This is a genomic window from Gracilibacillus halotolerans (assembly GCF_014206945.1).
In the GTDB taxonomy this organism is placed as follows: domain Bacteria; phylum Bacillota; class Bacilli; order Bacillales; family Amphibacillaceae; genus Gracilibacillus; species Gracilibacillus halotolerans.
Window position 1 is genome coordinate 701,598 of the sequence record NZ_JACHON010000001.1, and the last position, 16,120, is coordinate 717,717.

The 16,120-nt window shown below is 36.1% G+C and carries 20 protein-coding genes, 1 pseudogene and 1 other annotated feature; of the genes and pseudogenes, 1 reads left to right on the forward strand and 20 read right to left on the reverse strand.

Translation table 11 applies throughout. The annotated features are described in order from the left end of the window. The first annotated feature begins 79 nt into the window (after positions 1–79). Positions 80–610 (forward strand): transcription repressor NadR, encoded by a 531-nt coding sequence (locus GGQ92_RS03535; protein ID WP_184244587.1) that lies wholly within the window; start codon positions 80–82, stop codon positions 608–610. 75 nt (positions 611–685) lie between these two features. On the opposite strand, the gene pheA is transcribed toward GGQ92_RS03535, so the two are convergent. The 20 genes and pseudogenes from pheA to GGQ92_RS03635 form a co-directional block, all read right to left on the reverse strand. After that, positions 686–1,567: a prephenate dehydratase gene (gene pheA, locus GGQ92_RS03540; RefSeq protein ID WP_184244588.1), complete on the reverse strand. Its 882-nt coding sequence runs from the start codon at positions 1,565–1,567 to the stop codon at positions 686–688. 20 nt (positions 1,568–1,587) lie between these two features. Continuing rightward, the gene (locus GGQ92_RS03545; RefSeq protein WP_184244589.1) at positions 1,588–2,040 is read right to left on the reverse strand and encodes an ACT domain-containing protein; all 453 of its coding nucleotides are present in this window, start codon (positions 2,038–2,040) and stop codon (positions 1,588–1,590) included. A gap of 41 nt (positions 2,041–2,081) precedes the next feature. Then, the gene (obgE, locus tag GGQ92_RS03550) at positions 2,082–3,362 is read right to left on the reverse strand and encodes a GTPase ObgE (RefSeq protein WP_184244590.1); all 1,281 of its coding nucleotides are present in this window, start codon (positions 3,360–3,362) and stop codon (positions 2,082–2,084) included. Continuing rightward, on the reverse strand, positions 3,353–3,895 hold the full coding sequence (locus GGQ92_RS03555; RefSeq protein WP_184244591.1) for a Spo0B domain-containing protein: 543 nt from the start codon (positions 3,893–3,895) through the stop codon (positions 3,353–3,355). Before GGQ92_RS03555 ends, obgE begins: the two co-directional genes overlap by 10 nt. A 145-nt stretch (positions 3,896–4,040) precedes the next feature. Next, positions 4,041–4,697 carry a zf-HC2 domain-containing protein gene (locus GGQ92_RS03560; RefSeq protein WP_184244592.1) on the reverse strand — a complete coding sequence of 219 codons (657 nt, stop codon included), beginning with the start codon at positions 4,695–4,697 and terminating at the stop codon, positions 4,041–4,043. Then, on the reverse strand, positions 4,684–5,178 hold the full coding sequence (locus tag GGQ92_RS03565) for an RNA polymerase sigma factor (RefSeq protein WP_184244594.1): 495 nt from the start codon (positions 5,176–5,178) through the stop codon (positions 4,684–4,686). The genes GGQ92_RS03560 and GGQ92_RS03565 overlap by 14 nt, the downstream gene beginning before the upstream one ends. A gap of 130 nt (positions 5,179–5,308) precedes the next feature. Further along, on the reverse strand, positions 5,309–5,725 hold the full coding sequence (locus tag GGQ92_RS03570; RefSeq protein ID WP_184244596.1) for an HIT family protein: 417 nt from the start codon (positions 5,723–5,725) through the stop codon (positions 5,309–5,311). A gap of 68 nt (positions 5,726–5,793) precedes the next feature. Further along, the gene (rpmA, locus tag GGQ92_RS03575; protein ID WP_184244598.1) at positions 5,794–6,072 is read right to left on the reverse strand and encodes a 50S ribosomal protein L27; all 279 of its coding nucleotides are present in this window, start codon (positions 6,070–6,072) and stop codon (positions 5,794–5,796) included. Between the two features lie 13 nt (positions 6,073–6,085). After that, on the reverse strand, positions 6,086–6,418 hold the full coding sequence (locus GGQ92_RS03580) for a ribosomal-processing cysteine protease Prp (protein ID WP_184244600.1): 333 nt from the start codon (positions 6,416–6,418) through the stop codon (positions 6,086–6,088). A 12-nt stretch (positions 6,419–6,430) separates the two neighbouring features. Beyond that, positions 6,431–6,739: a 50S ribosomal protein L21 gene (gene rplU / locus GGQ92_RS03585; protein WP_184244602.1), complete on the reverse strand. Its 309-nt coding sequence runs from the start codon at positions 6,737–6,739 to the stop codon at positions 6,431–6,433. A gap of 13 nt (positions 6,740–6,752) precedes the next feature. Next, positions 6,753–6,829: a sequence feature (ribosomal protein L21 leader region), on the reverse strand. A 37-nt stretch (positions 6,830–6,866) separates the two neighbouring features. Continuing rightward, positions 6,867–8,282: a ribonuclease E/G gene (locus GGQ92_RS03590; protein ID WP_184244604.1), complete on the reverse strand. Its 1,416-nt coding sequence runs from the start codon at positions 8,280–8,282 to the stop codon at positions 6,867–6,869. A 15-nt stretch (positions 8,283–8,297) separates the two neighbouring features. After that, on the reverse strand, positions 8,298–9,137 hold the full coding sequence (locus GGQ92_RS03595; RefSeq protein WP_184244606.1) for a M50 family metallopeptidase: 840 nt from the start codon (positions 9,135–9,137) through the stop codon (positions 8,298–8,300). After that, a complete protein-coding gene (locus tag GGQ92_RS03600; RefSeq protein WP_184244608.1) occupies positions 9,121–9,906 on the reverse strand; it encodes a M23 family metallopeptidase in 786 nt (261 codons plus the stop codon). Before GGQ92_RS03600 ends, GGQ92_RS03595 begins: the two co-directional genes overlap by 17 nt. Positions 9,907–10,087: 181 nt before the next feature. After that, positions 10,088–10,882, reverse strand: coding sequence for a septum site-determining protein MinD (gene minD / locus GGQ92_RS03605; protein WP_184244610.1), 795 nt, complete (start codon positions 10,880–10,882; stop codon positions 10,088–10,090). After that, a complete protein-coding gene (gene minC, locus GGQ92_RS03610) occupies positions 10,875–11,558 on the reverse strand; it encodes a septum site-determining protein MinC (RefSeq protein WP_343068749.1) in 684 nt (227 codons plus the stop codon). The genes minD and minC overlap by 8 nt, the downstream gene beginning before the upstream one ends. Positions 11,559–11,600: 42 nt before the next feature. Next, a complete protein-coding gene (gene mreD / locus GGQ92_RS03615; protein ID WP_184244614.1) occupies positions 11,601–12,137 on the reverse strand; it encodes a rod shape-determining protein MreD in 537 nt (178 codons plus the stop codon). Next, a complete protein-coding gene (gene mreC, locus GGQ92_RS03620) occupies positions 12,134–13,012 on the reverse strand; it encodes a rod shape-determining protein MreC (RefSeq protein ID WP_184244616.1) in 879 nt (292 codons plus the stop codon). The genes mreD and mreC overlap by 4 nt, the downstream gene beginning before the upstream one ends. A gap of 15 nt (positions 13,013–13,027) precedes the next feature. Beyond that, on the reverse strand, positions 13,028–14,068 hold the full coding sequence (locus tag GGQ92_RS03625; RefSeq protein ID WP_184244618.1) for a rod shape-determining protein: 1,041 nt from the start codon (positions 14,066–14,068) through the stop codon (positions 13,028–13,030). Positions 14,069–14,338: 270 nt separating this feature from the next. Beyond that, positions 14,339–14,479 (reverse strand): annotated as a pseudogene (locus tag GGQ92_RS03630) (JAB domain-containing protein); the annotation flags it as partial. Positions 14,480–14,566: 87 nt separating this feature from the next. Next, positions 14,567–15,820, reverse strand: a complete 1,254-nt coding sequence (locus GGQ92_RS03635) for a hypothetical protein (RefSeq protein ID WP_184244620.1) — start codon at positions 15,818–15,820, stop codon at positions 14,567–14,569. Positions 15,821–16,120 lie beyond the last annotated feature (300 nt).

The window sequence follows — 16,120 nt, forward strand, 5'->3', positions numbered from 1 at the left end:
ATATGCAATCCGCCTAAAATGTTGAATAAAAGATTGATTTCTTTTAAAATTTAATTAGGGCTTAAAGGAGGCATTCTTCATGTCTAAAAAGTTGCAAGGAAACGAAAGAAGAGAGATTGTTTTAAATTGGTTGAAGTCCAGCGACCGACCATTAACAGGAAGTGAGTTAGCAACTAAAGCAAATGTTAGTAGACAAGTAATTGTACAAGATATTTCTTTATTAAAAGCAAAGAACCACCCGATTATGGCAACAAGTAATGGATATATATATATGAGTACAGAAGCGAATGAAGGGGTAATAACACAGGTCATTGCTTGTAAGCATGATGGGGTGGACACGCGTGAAGAATTATACACCATTGTGGATTATGGTTGTACCGTGAAAGATGTAATGATTGAGCATCCAGTTTATGGAGAGTTAAAAGCCTCTCTAATGGTTAGCAATAGAGCTGAAGTAGATCGCTTTATCGACCGTATGGAAGCCGAGCAAGCGCCACTTCTGCTCGAATTAACAGGTGGAATACATAATCACACCATTACCTCTAAAGAAAAATGGCAAATCGAACAAGCAATCCAAAACCTGCAACAAAAAGGGTTTCTACTTGAATAAACGATTTACTAGATCTCTAATTACTAAAAAAACATCAAAAAGCAAATTATCTTTTTGATGTTTTTTATGTTGATTCTAGTTAGAAACAGTGACGCCATTCCCACTATGTTGATAATAAGGATAGCTACCTAGAATCGTAACCGCACACCCTAATGATTCCATCTCTTTAATTGCGTTTGGTATTAAAACATCGTCCATTTTTTGTTCAATATCAATTAGGAAAAAGTATTTTCCTAAACCAGTTTTCATTGGACGTGATTCAATTTTTGACAGGTTGATATTTCTCCAAGCAAAAGCAGATAAAACTTGATGCAGTGCACCAGGTTGATCAGATGGTAATGTAACGATTACCGTAGTTTTATATCCCTTTTCCTCTAGTTTGTTCGAAGTTAATTCTTTACTATCCTTGTGTAAGACAACAAATCTCGTATGATTATTGTCAAAATCATGAATATCTTTTTTAATTATTTCTAACCCATATTCTTTCGCTGCTAAATGATTCGCAATTGCAGCAATTTTCAAATCAGGATTGTCGCGAACAAACTTAGCTGCGGCCCCAGTAGAAGTTACAGCGTGTGTTGGAACATCTGGCAAATGATTATTTAAAAAATGATGGCATTGTGCAATTGCGTGTGAGTGTGAATGTATTTCCTCTAATTGCTCGATTGAATTTTTATTATTTGGATGGACCATTAAATGTTGTTGTATCGGAACAATCACTTCACTGACAATATGCGCTTCTTTTGCTTGGATTAAGTAATCGAGTGTAAGATTAACGGTTCCCTCGATTGCATTTTCAAGTGGCAAAACTGCATAGTCTACTTCATTATTAACTACTGCGTAGATACATTCAGGAATGTTCTTGTATGCTTTTTTAATATCCCCATTAAACATAGCATCTACTGCTATTTTGGTGAAGGTTCCCTTTGGTCCCAAATAACCAATACTTGTTGTCATTTGATTTGTTCCCCCTATAATTATGAAACCCCAGAGCTCAATATTTCTACTTGATTCACAAATTCGATTTCTTTTAACTCGCTTAAGAGCTGATGAATTTCCTTTTTCATTCCTGAGGTATTTAAAGATAACGTCACATTCGCTTTGCCTTGGATTGGTATCGTCTGGTGGATTGTTAAAATATTACAACCTGATCCTGCGACAACCGCTAGTAGCTGAGACAAAGCACCTGTACGATCCTCCAAATGGAAGAAAAGAGTAATTAATTGTTCTTTCACCATATGCTGAAACGGAAAAACTGCATCTCTATATTTATAAAAAACACTTCTTGATACACCGACCATCTTTGCAGCTTCGTGAATCGAGTCCGCTTTACGCGTTTCGACAAGTTCCTTTGCCTCTAACGTTTTTTTCATTCCTTCTAATAAGAAGTCTTCACGGACTAAATAGAATTTTTCATTATTATTAGACATCCTCTTTTCCCCTTTTTTCCTATGGATGCGCATTATATCTATTATTCCATAAATTCAAATTCATAATCAAGTAAACGAACGGTATCCCCATCAACAGCACCACGTTCTCTAAGTGCAGCATCCACACCCATGGAGCGCATTTGACGAGCAAATCGTTGTGCGGATTCGTCTCTTGTGAAATCGGTCATCTTAAATAGTTTCTCGATCTTAGCTCCAGATAATACAAACGCACCATCAGGATCACGTGTAATATGGAAGGCTTCTTCTTGTTTCTCATAACGGTAAATAACTCGTTCTTCTTTTTCTTCAATTGGTTTATAGTTTTTCGGAATCTCGTCTAACTTATCTGCGACTTTAAATAACAGTTCACGCAGTCCTTCTCGTGTAATCGTTGAAACAGGTATGATTTCGTAGTCTTCTTCTAGCTGTTCTTTAAATAACTCTAAATTCTCCTCCGCTTCCTCGATATCCATTTTATTTGCGACGATAAGCTGAGGCCTTTCTAATAGAGTTTCGTCATATTGTTCTAGTTCTTTATTAATTGTAATAAAATCATCATAAGGATCTCTTCCTTCAGATCCAGCCATATCTAAAACGTGAAGGATAACTCGTGTCCTCTCTACGTGCCTTAAAAATTGATGACCTAAACCTACTCCTTCATGAGCACCTTCTATCAAACCTGGTAAATCTGCTAATACAAAGCTTCGCTGATCAGCAGTATCAACAACACCTAAATTAGGTTGAAGAGTTGTAAAATGATAATCCGCTATCTTTGGTCTGGCAGCACTAACTACGGACAGAAGTGTAGATTTACCGACACTTGGAAAGCCAACCAAGCCCACATCCGCAATTAGTTTCAATTCTATTTGAATATCTCTTTCAATACCTGGTTCACCGTTTTCTGCGATTTCTGGAGCAGGATTTCTTGGTGAGGCAAATCGTATATTACCACGGCCACCTCTACCGCCTTTTGCAATAACAGCTCGTTGTTTATGCTCTGTTAAATCAGCAATTACTTCATCCGTTGCTAAATCCTTTACGGTAGTACCAGGTGGAACAGCCAATATTAAAGGTTCAGCATTTTTTCCATGCATACCTTTTCCTTTTCCATGTTCTCCACGTGGCGCCTTGAAATGCCTTTGGTAACGAAAATCCATTAAAGTGTTTAAGCCTTCGTCCACTTCAAAAACGATATCACCACCGTTTCCTCCATCACCACCGGCAGGACCTCCCATCGCCACGTATTTCTCTCTATGAAAGGCGACGCTACCATTACCGCCGTCTCCTGCTTTTACATATACCTTGACCTGATCTACAAACATTCAATCACCTTCCTAAATTGCTTCCATTTTATTTGGAAGCTCTCTGTCGATGTAATACTCTCTACAAAAGAGAGTTTCTTTAATTTTTCCACGAGTGTTTCCGTATTATCCAATGCTTCATTTACAATTAATTGGAACGCGCATTCCTCTTCCTTCTTTTGAATGGAGAGTGTTGCATGATATACTTCGTATTCAACTAAGTGCTCTTGTAAAAGCTCATAGATTGATACTAGTTGCTGTTTTAATTCATCATCATTAGGAAAGCTCTCATTCGAAGAATTTGTCGTACGCACTTCCCACTCCCATTGAAAATGCGCATTTTCGGCATTCAAAAGAAGGAGAAGAATCGTTGTTTTAGGAAGTTGTAATCGGTCCAATGCACGATTTTTTCCAGCTAACTCTATAACAGACGCTATTTTCTCCTCTGCCTTTTCTGGTTTACCCAACTGAATATAACCAAGGATAAGTTGAAGATCATTCATCCAATCATGACGTAACTTCTGAATTATTTGGATTGCCACTTTCTCGTCCATTTCGTCACACTCCTATACAATAACGAAATTATAGCATAGTTAAGGATTCGTATCATCTTTAACTAGGATACAATTTAATAATACAAGAAAAAAGAACTTTGGACATAAATTATAGTTTGTTATGTCCAAAGTTCTCATGCATTCATTATTTTTCCCAAATTAATACAGCGCGCTCTAAGATAGACTCCCAAGATTCTTCTCCAGAAGTAACCTTTTTATTATCATAATCTACATAATATACAGCATCTGTTTTTTCACTTTCAGGTAATACTGAAATATATTCATCCTCAACTTGATGGTTTTCTGTGTTAAAAATATTTCTAGTCGGTGAATCAACAATCGTTTTTGTATAGTATATAAAAATAATATTTTTCTTTTCTCCTTTAACTTCAAGTGAGAATGGATGGGTACTATGAAAAGTAGCATAGGATTCACCAAAATAATGTGTGGTTAATTCATCTCCATATCTCTCAATTTGAATTAAATCCTCGTCATAAGGAATTACTGTTTCAAAATAGATTAAATAAGAAAAAATCCCTATTAATACTACCGCTGTACCAATGACAGAAATTAGAGAGACAATCGACTTTTTCTTACGCCACTGTTTGCTGATTTTTTGCAATTGAGGACTTTTATTTTCTATTGGAAGGAACAGCTTCTCCTTCATCATATCCAATTCTTTTCTACAAGTCTCACATTCGATTACGTGTGCGTCCACCATTTCTTTCGTTTCCTTTGAGACTATGTCATCTACATATAAGGGTAAGACGTCTTGTATAATATTACAATTAACTCTCTCCATTCTCGCCCTCCTCCATATATTCCATGATCTGCTTTCTCGCTCTATAAAATGTTACTCTTGCCCAACCGGCTGATTTCCCAAATATAGAACCTATTTTTTCAAAAGTTAATTCTCCAAAAGTTCGTAGTGTAAATACCTCTTTGTATGGCTCCTTCATTTTATGTAGAAACTGATGTACTTTAAAAGCGCTCTCCTCGTTCATTAATTGTTCAACTAATTCCACATTATCGGTTGATTCTTCTATAGTTTCTACAGGTATGTTTCGCTTTTTAAACTTGAAGTAAGTAAAATATGTATTACGAGCAATCGTAAATAACCACGCACGTATATCGTTTGAACCATCGAACGTTTCAATAGCTTTTAGCGCTTTAAAAAATGATTCTTGGGTAATTTCTTCGGCTATATTGGAATCCCTACTTAATGAAAGAACATACAAATATACTTCTCTAAAATATTTTCGATAAATGGTTTCAAAGTCCAACTTTTTCCCCCTTTCGCTTATATAACTCTGTAACTACAATTTTGTTACAATTTATTTTATTTTAATTCTGAGCAAAACAAAAAAGAACTTCCATCGCATGGAGGTTCTTAACAAATGTTTACAGAAGAATTTATAGTTGTTTTGTCGATTTCTTCCTTTTGTTTGCAGGTTGCTTTAACCAATGACGAAGACCCTTCCCTGCTAATGGTTCATCATTGTATCTTGGAATTACATGAAAATGACTATGTAAAATTGACTGATTAGATGCCTCTCCTACATTCCATCCAAGTGTGTACCCGTCAGGAGTGTATTCTTTATTGAGGTAGTCTTTTGCTTTTTGAAGTAAATAATACGTATCGTTCCATTCTTCCTTCGTTAATTCAAATGTATGCTGTCTATGTTGTTTTGGAACGATTACACCACAACCTTCTAAAACATCTTGTTGATGATTATGTTGTAAAAAATAGCACGTATCATTTTCAAAGACTATATTTTGATTTTCATCTTTATCAGGGTTACAAAAGATACAATTTTGATCATATAACATAAACACACCTACTCTCTCATTAAAAAAGAGCTCTAAGCCACGATATAATGACTTAGAGCTCTCTTGTATTATGCTGGGTATACACTTACTTTTTTACGATCACGACCATAACGCTCGAAGCGTACGACACCGTCTATTTTAGCGTAAAGTGTGTCATCACTACCGCGACCTACGTTCTCACCTGGATAAATTTTTGTACCGCGTTGACGGTAAAGAATAGATCCACCAGAAACGACTTGACCGTCTGCACGCTTCGCACCAAGGCGCTTAGCTTCAGAGTCACGTCCGTTCTTAGAACTACCTACCCCTTTTTTAGATGCAAAAAACTGTAAATCTAAACGTAGCATTTGTTGCACCTCCTTATTTATCTATAATAGAAATATGTTTACTATAATCGTGTTCCACTGTTTGTAAAGATATCAGCATTCCTTCAAATAACAAGCATGCCTTTTCTAAATCTGGAGAAGGTTGCATATCCTCAATAGTTACCTTGAGAAAACCTCCTTCAGAACCAGCTTGGTCAATCTCTAAAGGAACGTTACATAATTCCAAGACTGCATTTACTGCACCAAAAGTAATTCCTGAAACAGCAGCACATACTAAGTCATGACCAACAGGACCGCTTTCCGCATGTCCTTTCAGTTGAAACGACTTAATCTGGCCATTATCACGTTTAATTTTTACCCGTATCATAGTAGCCAGTCCTTAAGCATTAATCTTCTCGATTGTTAGCTTCGTGTATGGCTGACGATGACCTTGTTTACGTGAATAGTTCTTTTTAGGCTTATATTTGAAAACAGTGATTTTCTTTTGACGACCTTGTTTTTCAACTTTAGCTGTAACAGTTGCTCCTTCTACATATGGAGTACCGAATTTAGCTTCTTCTCCTCCAACTGCAAGTACTTTGTCAAAAGTGACAGCGTCTCCTGCTTCTGCTGAAAGTTTTTCAACATAAATTACCTGGCCTTCTTCGACTTTCACTTGTTTCCCACCAGTTTCAATAATCGCGTACATTAAATGCACCTCCTCATTTACTAAGACTCGCCATACAGGTGTTTTGACTATGCAAAACTTAATACCTGATCTGTGCGGTTGTAGCACGGGTGCTACATGAATAACGTATTGATAATATCACATTTCTTTAAACTTTGTCAATTATTAATTCAGGATGATTGACTATCCACTCTTTTACTAATTCTTCACTGCCAACCCGATAAAATTCAACGTTAGTTACAGACGAGTCTTTCACATAATAAATAGTCATTCTATTCCATGCTTTGATCCTCGGTAACCATGTCGTTTCCCAAGCCTTATATAAATCTGTATGAATTTTTAATAAAACAGCCTCTACAGAGGTTTTTTTATTATATTCATACAATTCTCTTTCTAATCGATAAAAAGTGCCATCCTGTTCTTGCATCAGAGAATATAATCCCATCCGCTCTCTTTTTCTTGTTATTTCTAAAAGACCAAGTCTTGTGAATCCATAGATTTTTGTCTGAATCACATCTTGTTGGAAAAGCTCTTCCATTTGTTGAATGATTGCTACACGGTGCTTTTGATTCGTCATCTTCAAAAAATCAATTAAAATTATACCGGACAAATTTCTCCTTCTTATTTCTTGAGCAGCGTAGGTTGCTGCCTTCTTGTTTGCTTGAAATACAGCAATGTCCTTTGGCTGATTCGTTCGGAATGTACTTGTATCCACATCGATTACCGTTAATGCTTCTGTAACTTCAATTGTTAATGCTACACCACTTTTTTTAGTAACCTCTTTAGTTGAAAGTCTATTTAACCACTCATCAATAGAAGCTCCTGCTATTTGGGATGGGGTCTTAACCAGTTCCATCGCTTCACTTAATGAAGGAAAGTGTTGTGTCATTCTTTGATAATCATCATAATCGTCAAACAAAAATCGGTCTACCGATTGATGAAGATACCGATTTAACATTTGGTCAGGAACAAGCGGACGTTCATAAATCATTGAAGCACGTTTAATTTTAGTGATACTGTCAACAATTTTCTCCCATTGTTGACGTAATTGATGCAGCATGTTTTGCATATCATCTTCTGAATAAAGAGTTGCATCACTACGAACAATCACACCTTCCGTATCTTCTAGCACTTTTTCAAACATCGCCTTCCAATTTTCCGCGTGTTCTTGATTCAACCTTTTAGAAAAACTAATTGATTCTCCAAATGGCTTATAAACGAGTGCACTATTTGAAAGTGTGATATTCGCTGTGAGACGAGGGCCTTTATCTTGATATGCTTCCTTCCATATTTGTACTGGAAGGTAGGATCCATCTGTCAACGGGTACGTTTCCTTAACCGCATCTGGTATGTTATTGAACGGTAAAAAACCTGGCTTGTCAGTTCCAATATCAACGAAAAAAGCTTGAAGACTGGTATCTTTATTCCTAATTTTCCCTGCAAAAATGGAGTCTAGTTTCTCTACTTTACTAGGTCTTTCTATAAATAAATCGCTTATATCTCCATTCTCAACAAGTATGCCAAACTTTTCTGTTAATTTCGTTAAAAAATATATCTCTTTCATCTCTACACACCCTAATCATACGTGCTTATTCATCGTTAAATGTTTCCCATTCATATAGACACGTAGAAATTCCTTTTCTGGCACTGGATAAGACAGTCCGTCTTTTTCTAAAATAATGATATGATTCCTATTTCGATAAAAATTTTGAAGGACTACTTTAACATTCTCCGTATCATTAAATGTGAGCCATTCTGTTTTTGGATAACGTTTTGGCTCTGTCCATCGAAACCATAAAAAACGCCACCAACGATAATATCTTCTTTTCCATTCTAAACGATTTTCCATTAATAAAAAACTAAAGAGGAGAAAGATACTTAAGTTTGCTAAATCAGTTAGAAAACAATAGGCTATACCAATTACTAGGCTAAAAACGGACAGGCTCACCATCCAATAATGCGCTCGGTGATACGGAATCAAGTAATCTAATGTCAGCTTCACTAGCTTTCCACCGTCTAACGGCCAGATTGGAAGAAGATTTCCTAATAAAATAGCTCCATTATATTGTAGAATTAATGTATACACTGACTCTGGAAACAAATCCTTCGGTAAAAAGATTAATATAATAAAAACAAGAACATTTTGAAAAGGACCTGCCAATGTAACAAAAAACTCCTCTTTTATCGGTCTCCTGAAGGCTTCATCGGTTTCCATTGTACCGCCAAATACCCATAAAAAAATACGCTCGATTCTCCATTTATAAAACCGTGCACATAAAAAGTGTCCAAGTTCATGGAAACAGACGAGCGTAAAAATAATGATTAATTCTGTTAGCATCCCGGTTACAATCCCCACAGCAATAAAAAAAATTAATATGGGATGAATATGAATGGTTGGAAATTTATTTTTGTTTTCCAACTTCAATCACCTGAATCGGATCGATAGCTTGCCGATTTTTTTCGATGGAGAAGAACATAGCTTGCTGGGTATCTTCAGGTTCATATTCACCTATTTTTTGATTCTTTTGGATGGATTGATATACATATACATCAATTTTGGTTAGATGACCATAGATTGTTTTACTTTGATCGGCATGCTGAACAATAACAGTATTACCTTTTTCATTATCTTTACCAGCAAATATGACTGTACCTGTATCGACAGCTGTCACTTCCGTTTTCTCATCTGTAGAAATGAGCACTCCATCTCCATTCTCTTGAAATGTCTCCGTTACTTCTCCATAAACTGGAAGTGAGATTAATGGACTGCTATCAGTGCTAGCCATATCTGATTCAATAGCAAATGGTGCACCAAACTTAGATTGATACCAAGCATTTACCGTTGCAAATGGAAACTCTTCGGTTAATGCATAGTTTGTCCATTTTTTAGGTTCTTCAAGAGACGTATGTGAGGCTCCTTGGAAGAACACAGCTGCGAAAAATATCGCAGATGCTGCTACACTTTGCCATAAAAATTTTTGTACAAATGGAACTCGGTCTTTTGAGGTCGTGTTATATGTTGGTATGGAAGAAAAATGGCCATGACGTGCTTCATCATCTGGTAAATGCTGAGCTACGCGCCATTTATCCGTCTTAACCTGTGATGAGGCTATCTTAGTATATTTTTTCTTTTGATCTTTTCTTTTAGAAATATTGTTTCTGATTTGCGATAACTTGTCCTTATTCATCCCAACCCATTCCTTTTTTTCGCATTTGTAATACTATATGAGCCGCACTACCATTTATGCATAAAACAAAGCTAAGAATACGAGAATAGTAGATAGGAAGGGGGAATACGATGCTTATCGAGGTTCGTAACAGGCAAAAAAAAGGTGTAAAGACACTCTCATTGTCTTTACACAGTCTCTATTACTTCATTCCTAGCATTTTTTTCATTTTCCCTAGAAATGTAATTTTTTCATCTAAAGTTTGTAACGGAATCGATTCACCTAGAATACGTCGAGCAATATTTCGATATGCGATACTCGCTTTTGTTTTCGGCTGAAATGCTACAGGTTCACCATGATTGGATGCCTTTATTACCTCATCGTCGTCTGCAACAATACCGATTAAATCGATCGATAAAATTTGTATGATTTCATCAATTTCTAACATATCTCCATTATTCACCATATGATTTCGAATTCGGTTAATTACCAATGTTGGTGGGTCAATGTCTTCTTGCTCTAGTAAACCAATAATTCGATCGGCGTCTCGAACACTAGATTTCTCAGGAGTTGTAACTACTATAGCTTTATCTGCTCCAGCAACTGCATTCTTGTAGCCTTGTTCAATTCCAGCTGGACAATCTATTAATATATAATCATAGTCAGGTTTTAAATCCTGGATAATTTCGATCATTGCTTCTGGTGTTAATGCTGTTTTATCACTTGTTTGTGCTGCTGGTAACAAGTGTAGACAATCAAAGCGCTTGTCCCGCACAAGTGCTTGTCTAGCATTACATCTATTTTGGGTAACATCGATAATGTCATAAATAATCCTGTTCTCTAATCCCATCACTACGTCTAAATTACGTAGTCCAATGTCTGTATCGATCAAACAAACATTATTACCTAATAATGCGAGAGCAGTTCCCAAGTTAGCCGTTGTTGTTGTTTTCCCTACGCCACCTTTTCCAGACGTGATAACAATTGCTTCACCCATTCATAACTCTCCTTTCAAATCCATTTAATTCAGGCCTTACTTTAGATAAGGCCGTCACTCGTTCCATCCTAATCTTTTCATAAGATTCATCGAGGAATCCGCATTCCATATACATTCCTTCTTCATCAGAATCTGGAGGTCTACTTATTATATCTGCTATTCTAAGTTGACTTGGTGCCATATAAGAGGCAGCAATGACAGCTTGTTTATTACCTGAACAGCCTGCATGTGCAATGCCTTTTAAACTACCTAATACGAACACATTTCCAGAAGCCATCACCTTTCCTCCCGGGTTTACGTCGCCAATTAGAAATAGGTCTCCTTCCACATGGAGGACTTGTCCAGAACGAACCATACGATGGTACATTTTAATATCTGTCTGTTCCTTCCACTCTAAAGCAGTCTTTTTTTCGATTAAGTTGGACTGAATCTTATCAATTACTAATTTATTATGCTTTTCGAAAATTTGACGAATTTCGTCCTGTTGTTTGCTTGTTAAGTATCTATTGCCAAGTTCTATCGTCACTCTTATTAGTGGATCTTCTTCTAATATATGTTGAGCCGAGAGTACTTCTTCTAGCTCAGACAATAGCTCTTTATAACTGTAGGTATCGTCCATATAAAGCGAGAGACCGTCTCTCGTTCCTTTTATCGTAACCCCTCGTTTAACAGCCAACAAATTTCCACTCCTTCAACAAATGATAAAACATGTTTTTCTTTATTTATTCTCCCCGAATTTTTTATCGGACCATCTTTCCAGTCGTTTCCCGAAAATCAGATAAAAAATTATCCCTATAATAACACTCCATATAATAGTGGGTATAAAACGATCCACGATATAATCGTTCCAAGCTATATCATGTATTAAAATTATCTTATTCAACAAATAAACGATATGGTCCATAAGTGCCACTCCTATTACAACCATAAACATTGCAACAAAGAAGTTCGAATGGAACACTTTCATAATAATACGAATGGCATATAACGTAATTGTATAGGAAAATAAATACACACCAAGAACACTTGTAAACAGTATATCTATCATTATACTAAATATTAACGAAAAAAGTATGGCATAGTATGTATGACTTTTTTCAAAAAAAACAACTAACAATACTAAAAAAACAAATAAAAAGTGTAGAACGACATCTTTATCATTTGTAAAAGGGAGTGTAAGTACCGTTGCTATGCCTTCTAATAGAACCATTATGAAGCATAATAAGGCAATTTTATAGGGGACGATTGACTTCATTCCTCATCCCCCTCTTCTGCTTCATCCGTCGTTGTCATTAGTCGATCAATGACAATAACATGATGAATCTCATCTAATTCAGCTGAAGGTTCGACATATGCTAATTGTGTTAATTGGTATTTATCTTGTGTCACTTCAGTAATGGTACCAATTTCTAATCCTTTAGGAAATAGGCCACCCATCCCTGACGAAAACACAAATTGTCCTTCTTCTATTTTATCGTTTCTTTCATTCAATTCCAATATAAGTTGGCTTGTTTCTTCATCATAGCCAACAATAAAACCAGATGCGTCTCTATCAGAATCTTCTAAATCTACATTGACGCTTATCCGATTGGTACGATCAAACCCATTAAGTAGAAGCACTGTAGATGTAAATGGTGAGCTTGACTGAACTTTCCCTACCATTCCTTTACCTGTAATAACTGCCATATTAGGCTGAACCCCATGCTCCGTTCCTTTATTTATCGTAATTTGCTTAAACCACTGGTCTTTACTTTTAGCAATAACGGAGGCTTGGATAGATTGGAAATTCAGTAGAAAATCAGAATCTGCTTTTTCTAAAGCATCTTTTAGCTCAGAAATTTCCTTTCTTAATTCTTGATTTTCATACTCTAATTGTCTTATTTGATCAATGTGTTCTCTTAAAACTTGATTTTCATCATATACATGCTTTATTTCGTTTATATTATCCCCTAGATTATCAAGAAAGGCGATTGGTTTATTAATTATGTTCTGCGTCCAACCAACTGCGTCATGTACGAAATCTTCTATCGTTGTTAAGTTTGCTCGTTCACGAAGGGAAAAGCCTATTATTCCTACAACTATAATAAGTGAGACTAAAAGGATAAATAGTCGCCTTTTTTTATCAGCCATGAAACCACCTTTTTCTTATTTCTTGAATCGTGGAGATCCCCCACTCGGATTTTTGCGGAAATGTTCCAAGTATTTGAGTGATTTTCCTGTTCCGATTGCAACACAATCAAGTGGCTCATCCGCGATAAAAACAGGTATTTTCGTCTCTTCACTTATTACTTTATCCAAACCGTTTAGCAAGGCACCGCCACCCGATAACACAATTCCTCGATCCATTACATCAGCTGACAATTCAGGTGGTGTCTCTTCTAATGTATTTTTTACCGCATCCACAATAGCTGTAACTGTATCTTTTAAAGCTAATGTTATTTCCGATGCTTGAATCGTAATGGTTTGTGGTAAACCAGTGAGCAAATCTCTTCCTCGAATATCCATTTCATCTTTTTCATTTGTACCACTAGCTGAACCAATTTCTAATTTAATCGATTCTGCGGAGCGTTCACCAATCATTAGATTGTATTTCTTTTTCACATATTGAGTAATTGCTTCATCCATATTATTTCCTGCAACTCTTATTGATTGGCTTGTTACAATTCCTCCTAGAGAAACAACTGCAACCTCTGTTGTACCTCCACCAATGTCCACGATCATACTACCAGTTGGTTCCCAAACAGGTAAGCCAGCACCAATCGCTGCAGCAAATGGTTCAGCGATAGGAAAAGCGTCTTTTGCACCCGCTTGTTTTGTTGCATCTATGACAGCTCTTTCTTCTACCATTGTAATCCCTGATGGAACACAAACCATGACATCTGGTTTTTTAGCTAAAGAAGAACGATTTCGTTGTGCTAATTTAATATAGTATTTCATCATTGCTGCGGTTGTATCATAGTCAGCGATGACCCCGTCCATCATTGGTCGAATGACTGCGATGTTACCAGGCGTTCTCCCAATCATATTTCTAGCGTCATTCCCTACTGCCTCGATATCACCTGTTTTTTTGTTAATTGCCACTACAGAAGGCTCTCTAACTACTACCCCTTTATTATTCACGAATACAAGGGTATTAGCAGTACCTAAATCTATCCCTAAATCTTGCGAAAAATTAAATAATTTCATTGATTATTTTCGTCCTTTCAGCATTGTAAGCATGTTCACATACTTACTCTATAGATGTTCGATTTCTGTTCATATTTTATGACGTAGCGTGTATTCAATCAAGAAAAACATCCATTAATTTATTTTAAAGTATAATAAGCGCCATTATACAAGGGATATTCTTGTATATGGCGCCATCATCAGCCTTTACCATTTATTATACTTAACTTTGTAAAAAATTGATAGTAATTCTATACATCAGGAAAAAAATCATAAGAGCTGTATTGATTTTTATAAGTAGCCTTTCTCTTTTAAAGATGTGAATTTGTATTCACCAATAATTAAATGATCTAATAATTCAATCCCGATCATTTTTCCACTTTCCGCTAATCGTTTTGTCACTTGTATATCTTCTTGTGAAGGTTGTGGATCGAGGGTAGAATCAATGCGCCTTATGTAATACAGGTTTCATTGTCCTCCCACAGAACCGTACGTACACCTTTCAATGTATACGGCTCATCAGTTGGTCTTTTTGACTTTCCTTTTGTTAAATTGGATGGTACGCAATTCTCTATATGTGATAAAACCGTACCAACAGCGGCTGCCATTCTTCTCATAGAAAACCCCTAATGTTTGATGTTCATTATTTTTCAAGCTTATCGTAACTTTTTTAGATGTACTTCTTCGTTTGCAAGCAATTGTTTTGATTAAACTAGATTTAGCAAAATAACGAATTTTGTCAAACACATAAAAATTATCTATAAAGAAGAACTTTTCGGCCATACTTGTTAATTCTTTATTGTAAACTTGGATAATCTCTAATTCTGTCTTATTGATTAATTGAGGTCGGTGTTTAATGGATAAACTCGGCAAGTTGGCATAAGTGGTTATTAACCTATTCACTGTCGATTTGGATAAGAGAACCGAAGAGTTTTGTTTATCATTAAAACGTAGCGTATAATCCAAAAATGGCAACGTTGTTTGCCAGTGATACACACCACTATGTTCGAACTTCCATTTTTTCAGATATTGCATAGCTTCAAGATGTTTTTTAGCCATTCGTTTCGAACTTGTATAACCACAGATGAAGTGCTGTTTATACCGCACATAGAAGGTAGGGGAAACATAGCGAGGATGAAAATTTGCAGATGACACCTCATGTGGAGAAACACTCATTAAAGCGTCCCATTCGATCAATGAAATATCGACTAGAAGATGATATATCGAGCGTAAAGCTTGATTGGACTTATTTTTGTTATCAACTGCACGCTTACATATACGATCAACTAACAGTATGAAAAGTTCATCTTTTACATTACGACGTAACTGATATATGAAACGTTTATTTATTTGTGACGATTGGAGATTGAGTTCTCCAGCGCATAGCCAAGTTACCTTTTTTCGTGTTCGTTTAATATAGTGAATCATCTCCATCTCATTTTTCATGATGGGATATTCTTTTAGATAATGTTCGTATATTTTCATCAAGATAATTCGTACGACCTCTATTAGTAGCCTATTTTCAAAAATAGTATTGTTAAGATACATGATGTAATTCTTTCTTTGGAGTTGTTGAAACATATTGGCTAATTTAGAAATGATAACATCCATCTTTTGCACATCTGATTCCGTTACTTGTTTCTGATATACTTGCTCGTAAGCAAGAATCCAAATATCTCGCCTCAATATCAGTTTGTTGCAATTCTTTATCCATTCACCTTTATTTAAAGTATTGCCCATCCAGTTTAACTCTTTCCTTATTGTTTCCGCCATTATACAACTCCCCTCACTAATTAGGACCAACCTGTCTCCCTTCCCCATGCTAAACTCATTACAAGCAAACGTTGGGTACTACGGAGACTCCGTTACCTTATGTATGATTGATACACGTAGGTAATCCCTATATTATATCTTACATTAGAAACATGATGGTTAGGCAGCCCTTTCAACGTTTTCCTCTGTTCGAGGATTGAAGGATAAACCTTGCTACAGGCAGAGTTCTGGTGATACTCAACAGGCTTACTATTACTAGCTGTGCCTCCTATTTTATCCTCATTGCCACAGGCTATCTAA

What these genes read in the sequence shown, in the direction of transcription:
- GGQ92_RS03535 (WP_184244587.1), top strand. Translation starts at nt 80, where the DNA reads ATGTCTAAAAAGTTGCAAGGAAACGAAAGAAGAGAGATTGTTTTAAAT.
- pheA (WP_184244588.1), bottom strand. Translation starts at nt 1,567, where the DNA reads ATGACAACAAGTATTGGTTATTTGGGACCAAAGGGAACCTTCACCAAA.
- GGQ92_RS03545 (WP_184244589.1), bottom strand. Translation starts at nt 2,040, where the DNA reads ATGTCTAATAATAATGAAAAATTCTATTTAGTCCGTGAAGACTTCTTA.
- obgE (WP_184244590.1), bottom strand. Translation starts at nt 3,362, where the DNA reads ATGTTTGTAGATCAGGTCAAGGTATATGTAAAAGCAGGAGACGGCGGT.
- GGQ92_RS03555 (WP_184244591.1), bottom strand. Translation starts at nt 3,895, where the DNA reads ATGGACGAGAAAGTGGCAATCCAAATAATTCAGAAGTTACGTCATGAT.
- GGQ92_RS03560 (WP_184244592.1), bottom strand. Translation starts at nt 4,697, where the DNA reads ATGGAGAGAGTTAATTGTAATATTATACAAGACGTCTTACCCTTATAT.
- GGQ92_RS03570 (WP_184244596.1), bottom strand. Translation starts at nt 5,725, where the DNA reads ATGTTATATGATCAAAATTGTATCTTTTGTAACCCTGATAAAGATGAA.
- rpmA (WP_184244598.1), bottom strand. Translation starts at nt 6,072, where the DNA reads ATGCTACGTTTAGATTTACAGTTTTTTGCATCTAAAAAAGGGGTAGGT.
- GGQ92_RS03580 (WP_184244600.1), bottom strand. Translation starts at nt 6,418, where the DNA reads ATGATACGGGTAAAAATTAAACGTGATAATGGCCAGATTAAGTCGTTT.
- rplU (WP_184244602.1), bottom strand. Translation starts at nt 6,739, where the DNA reads ATGTACGCGATTATTGAAACTGGTGGGAAACAAGTGAAAGTCGAAGAA.
- GGQ92_RS03590 (WP_184244604.1), bottom strand. Translation starts at nt 8,282, where the DNA reads ATGAAAGAGATATATTTTTTAACGAAATTAACAGAAAAGTTTGGCATA.
- GGQ92_RS03600 (WP_184244608.1), bottom strand. Translation starts at nt 9,906, where the DNA reads ATGAATAAGGACAAGTTATCGCAAATCAGAAACAATATTTCTAAAAGA.
- minD (WP_184244610.1), bottom strand. Translation starts at nt 10,882, where the DNA reads ATGGGTGAAGCAATTGTTATCACGTCTGGAAAAGGTGGCGTAGGGAAA.
- mreD (WP_184244614.1), bottom strand. Translation starts at nt 12,137, where the DNA reads ATGAAGTCAATCGTCCCCTATAAAATTGCCTTATTATGCTTCATAATG.
- mreC (WP_184244616.1), bottom strand. Translation starts at nt 13,012, where the DNA reads ATGGCTGATAAAAAAAGGCGACTATTTATCCTTTTAGTCTCACTTATT.
- GGQ92_RS03625 (WP_184244618.1), bottom strand. Translation starts at nt 14,068, where the DNA reads ATGAAATTATTTAATTTTTCGCAAGATTTAGGGATAGATTTAGGTACT.
- GGQ92_RS03635 (WP_184244620.1), bottom strand. Translation starts at nt 15,820, where the DNA reads ATGGCGGAAACAATAAGGAAAGAGTTAAACTGGATGGGCAATACTTTA.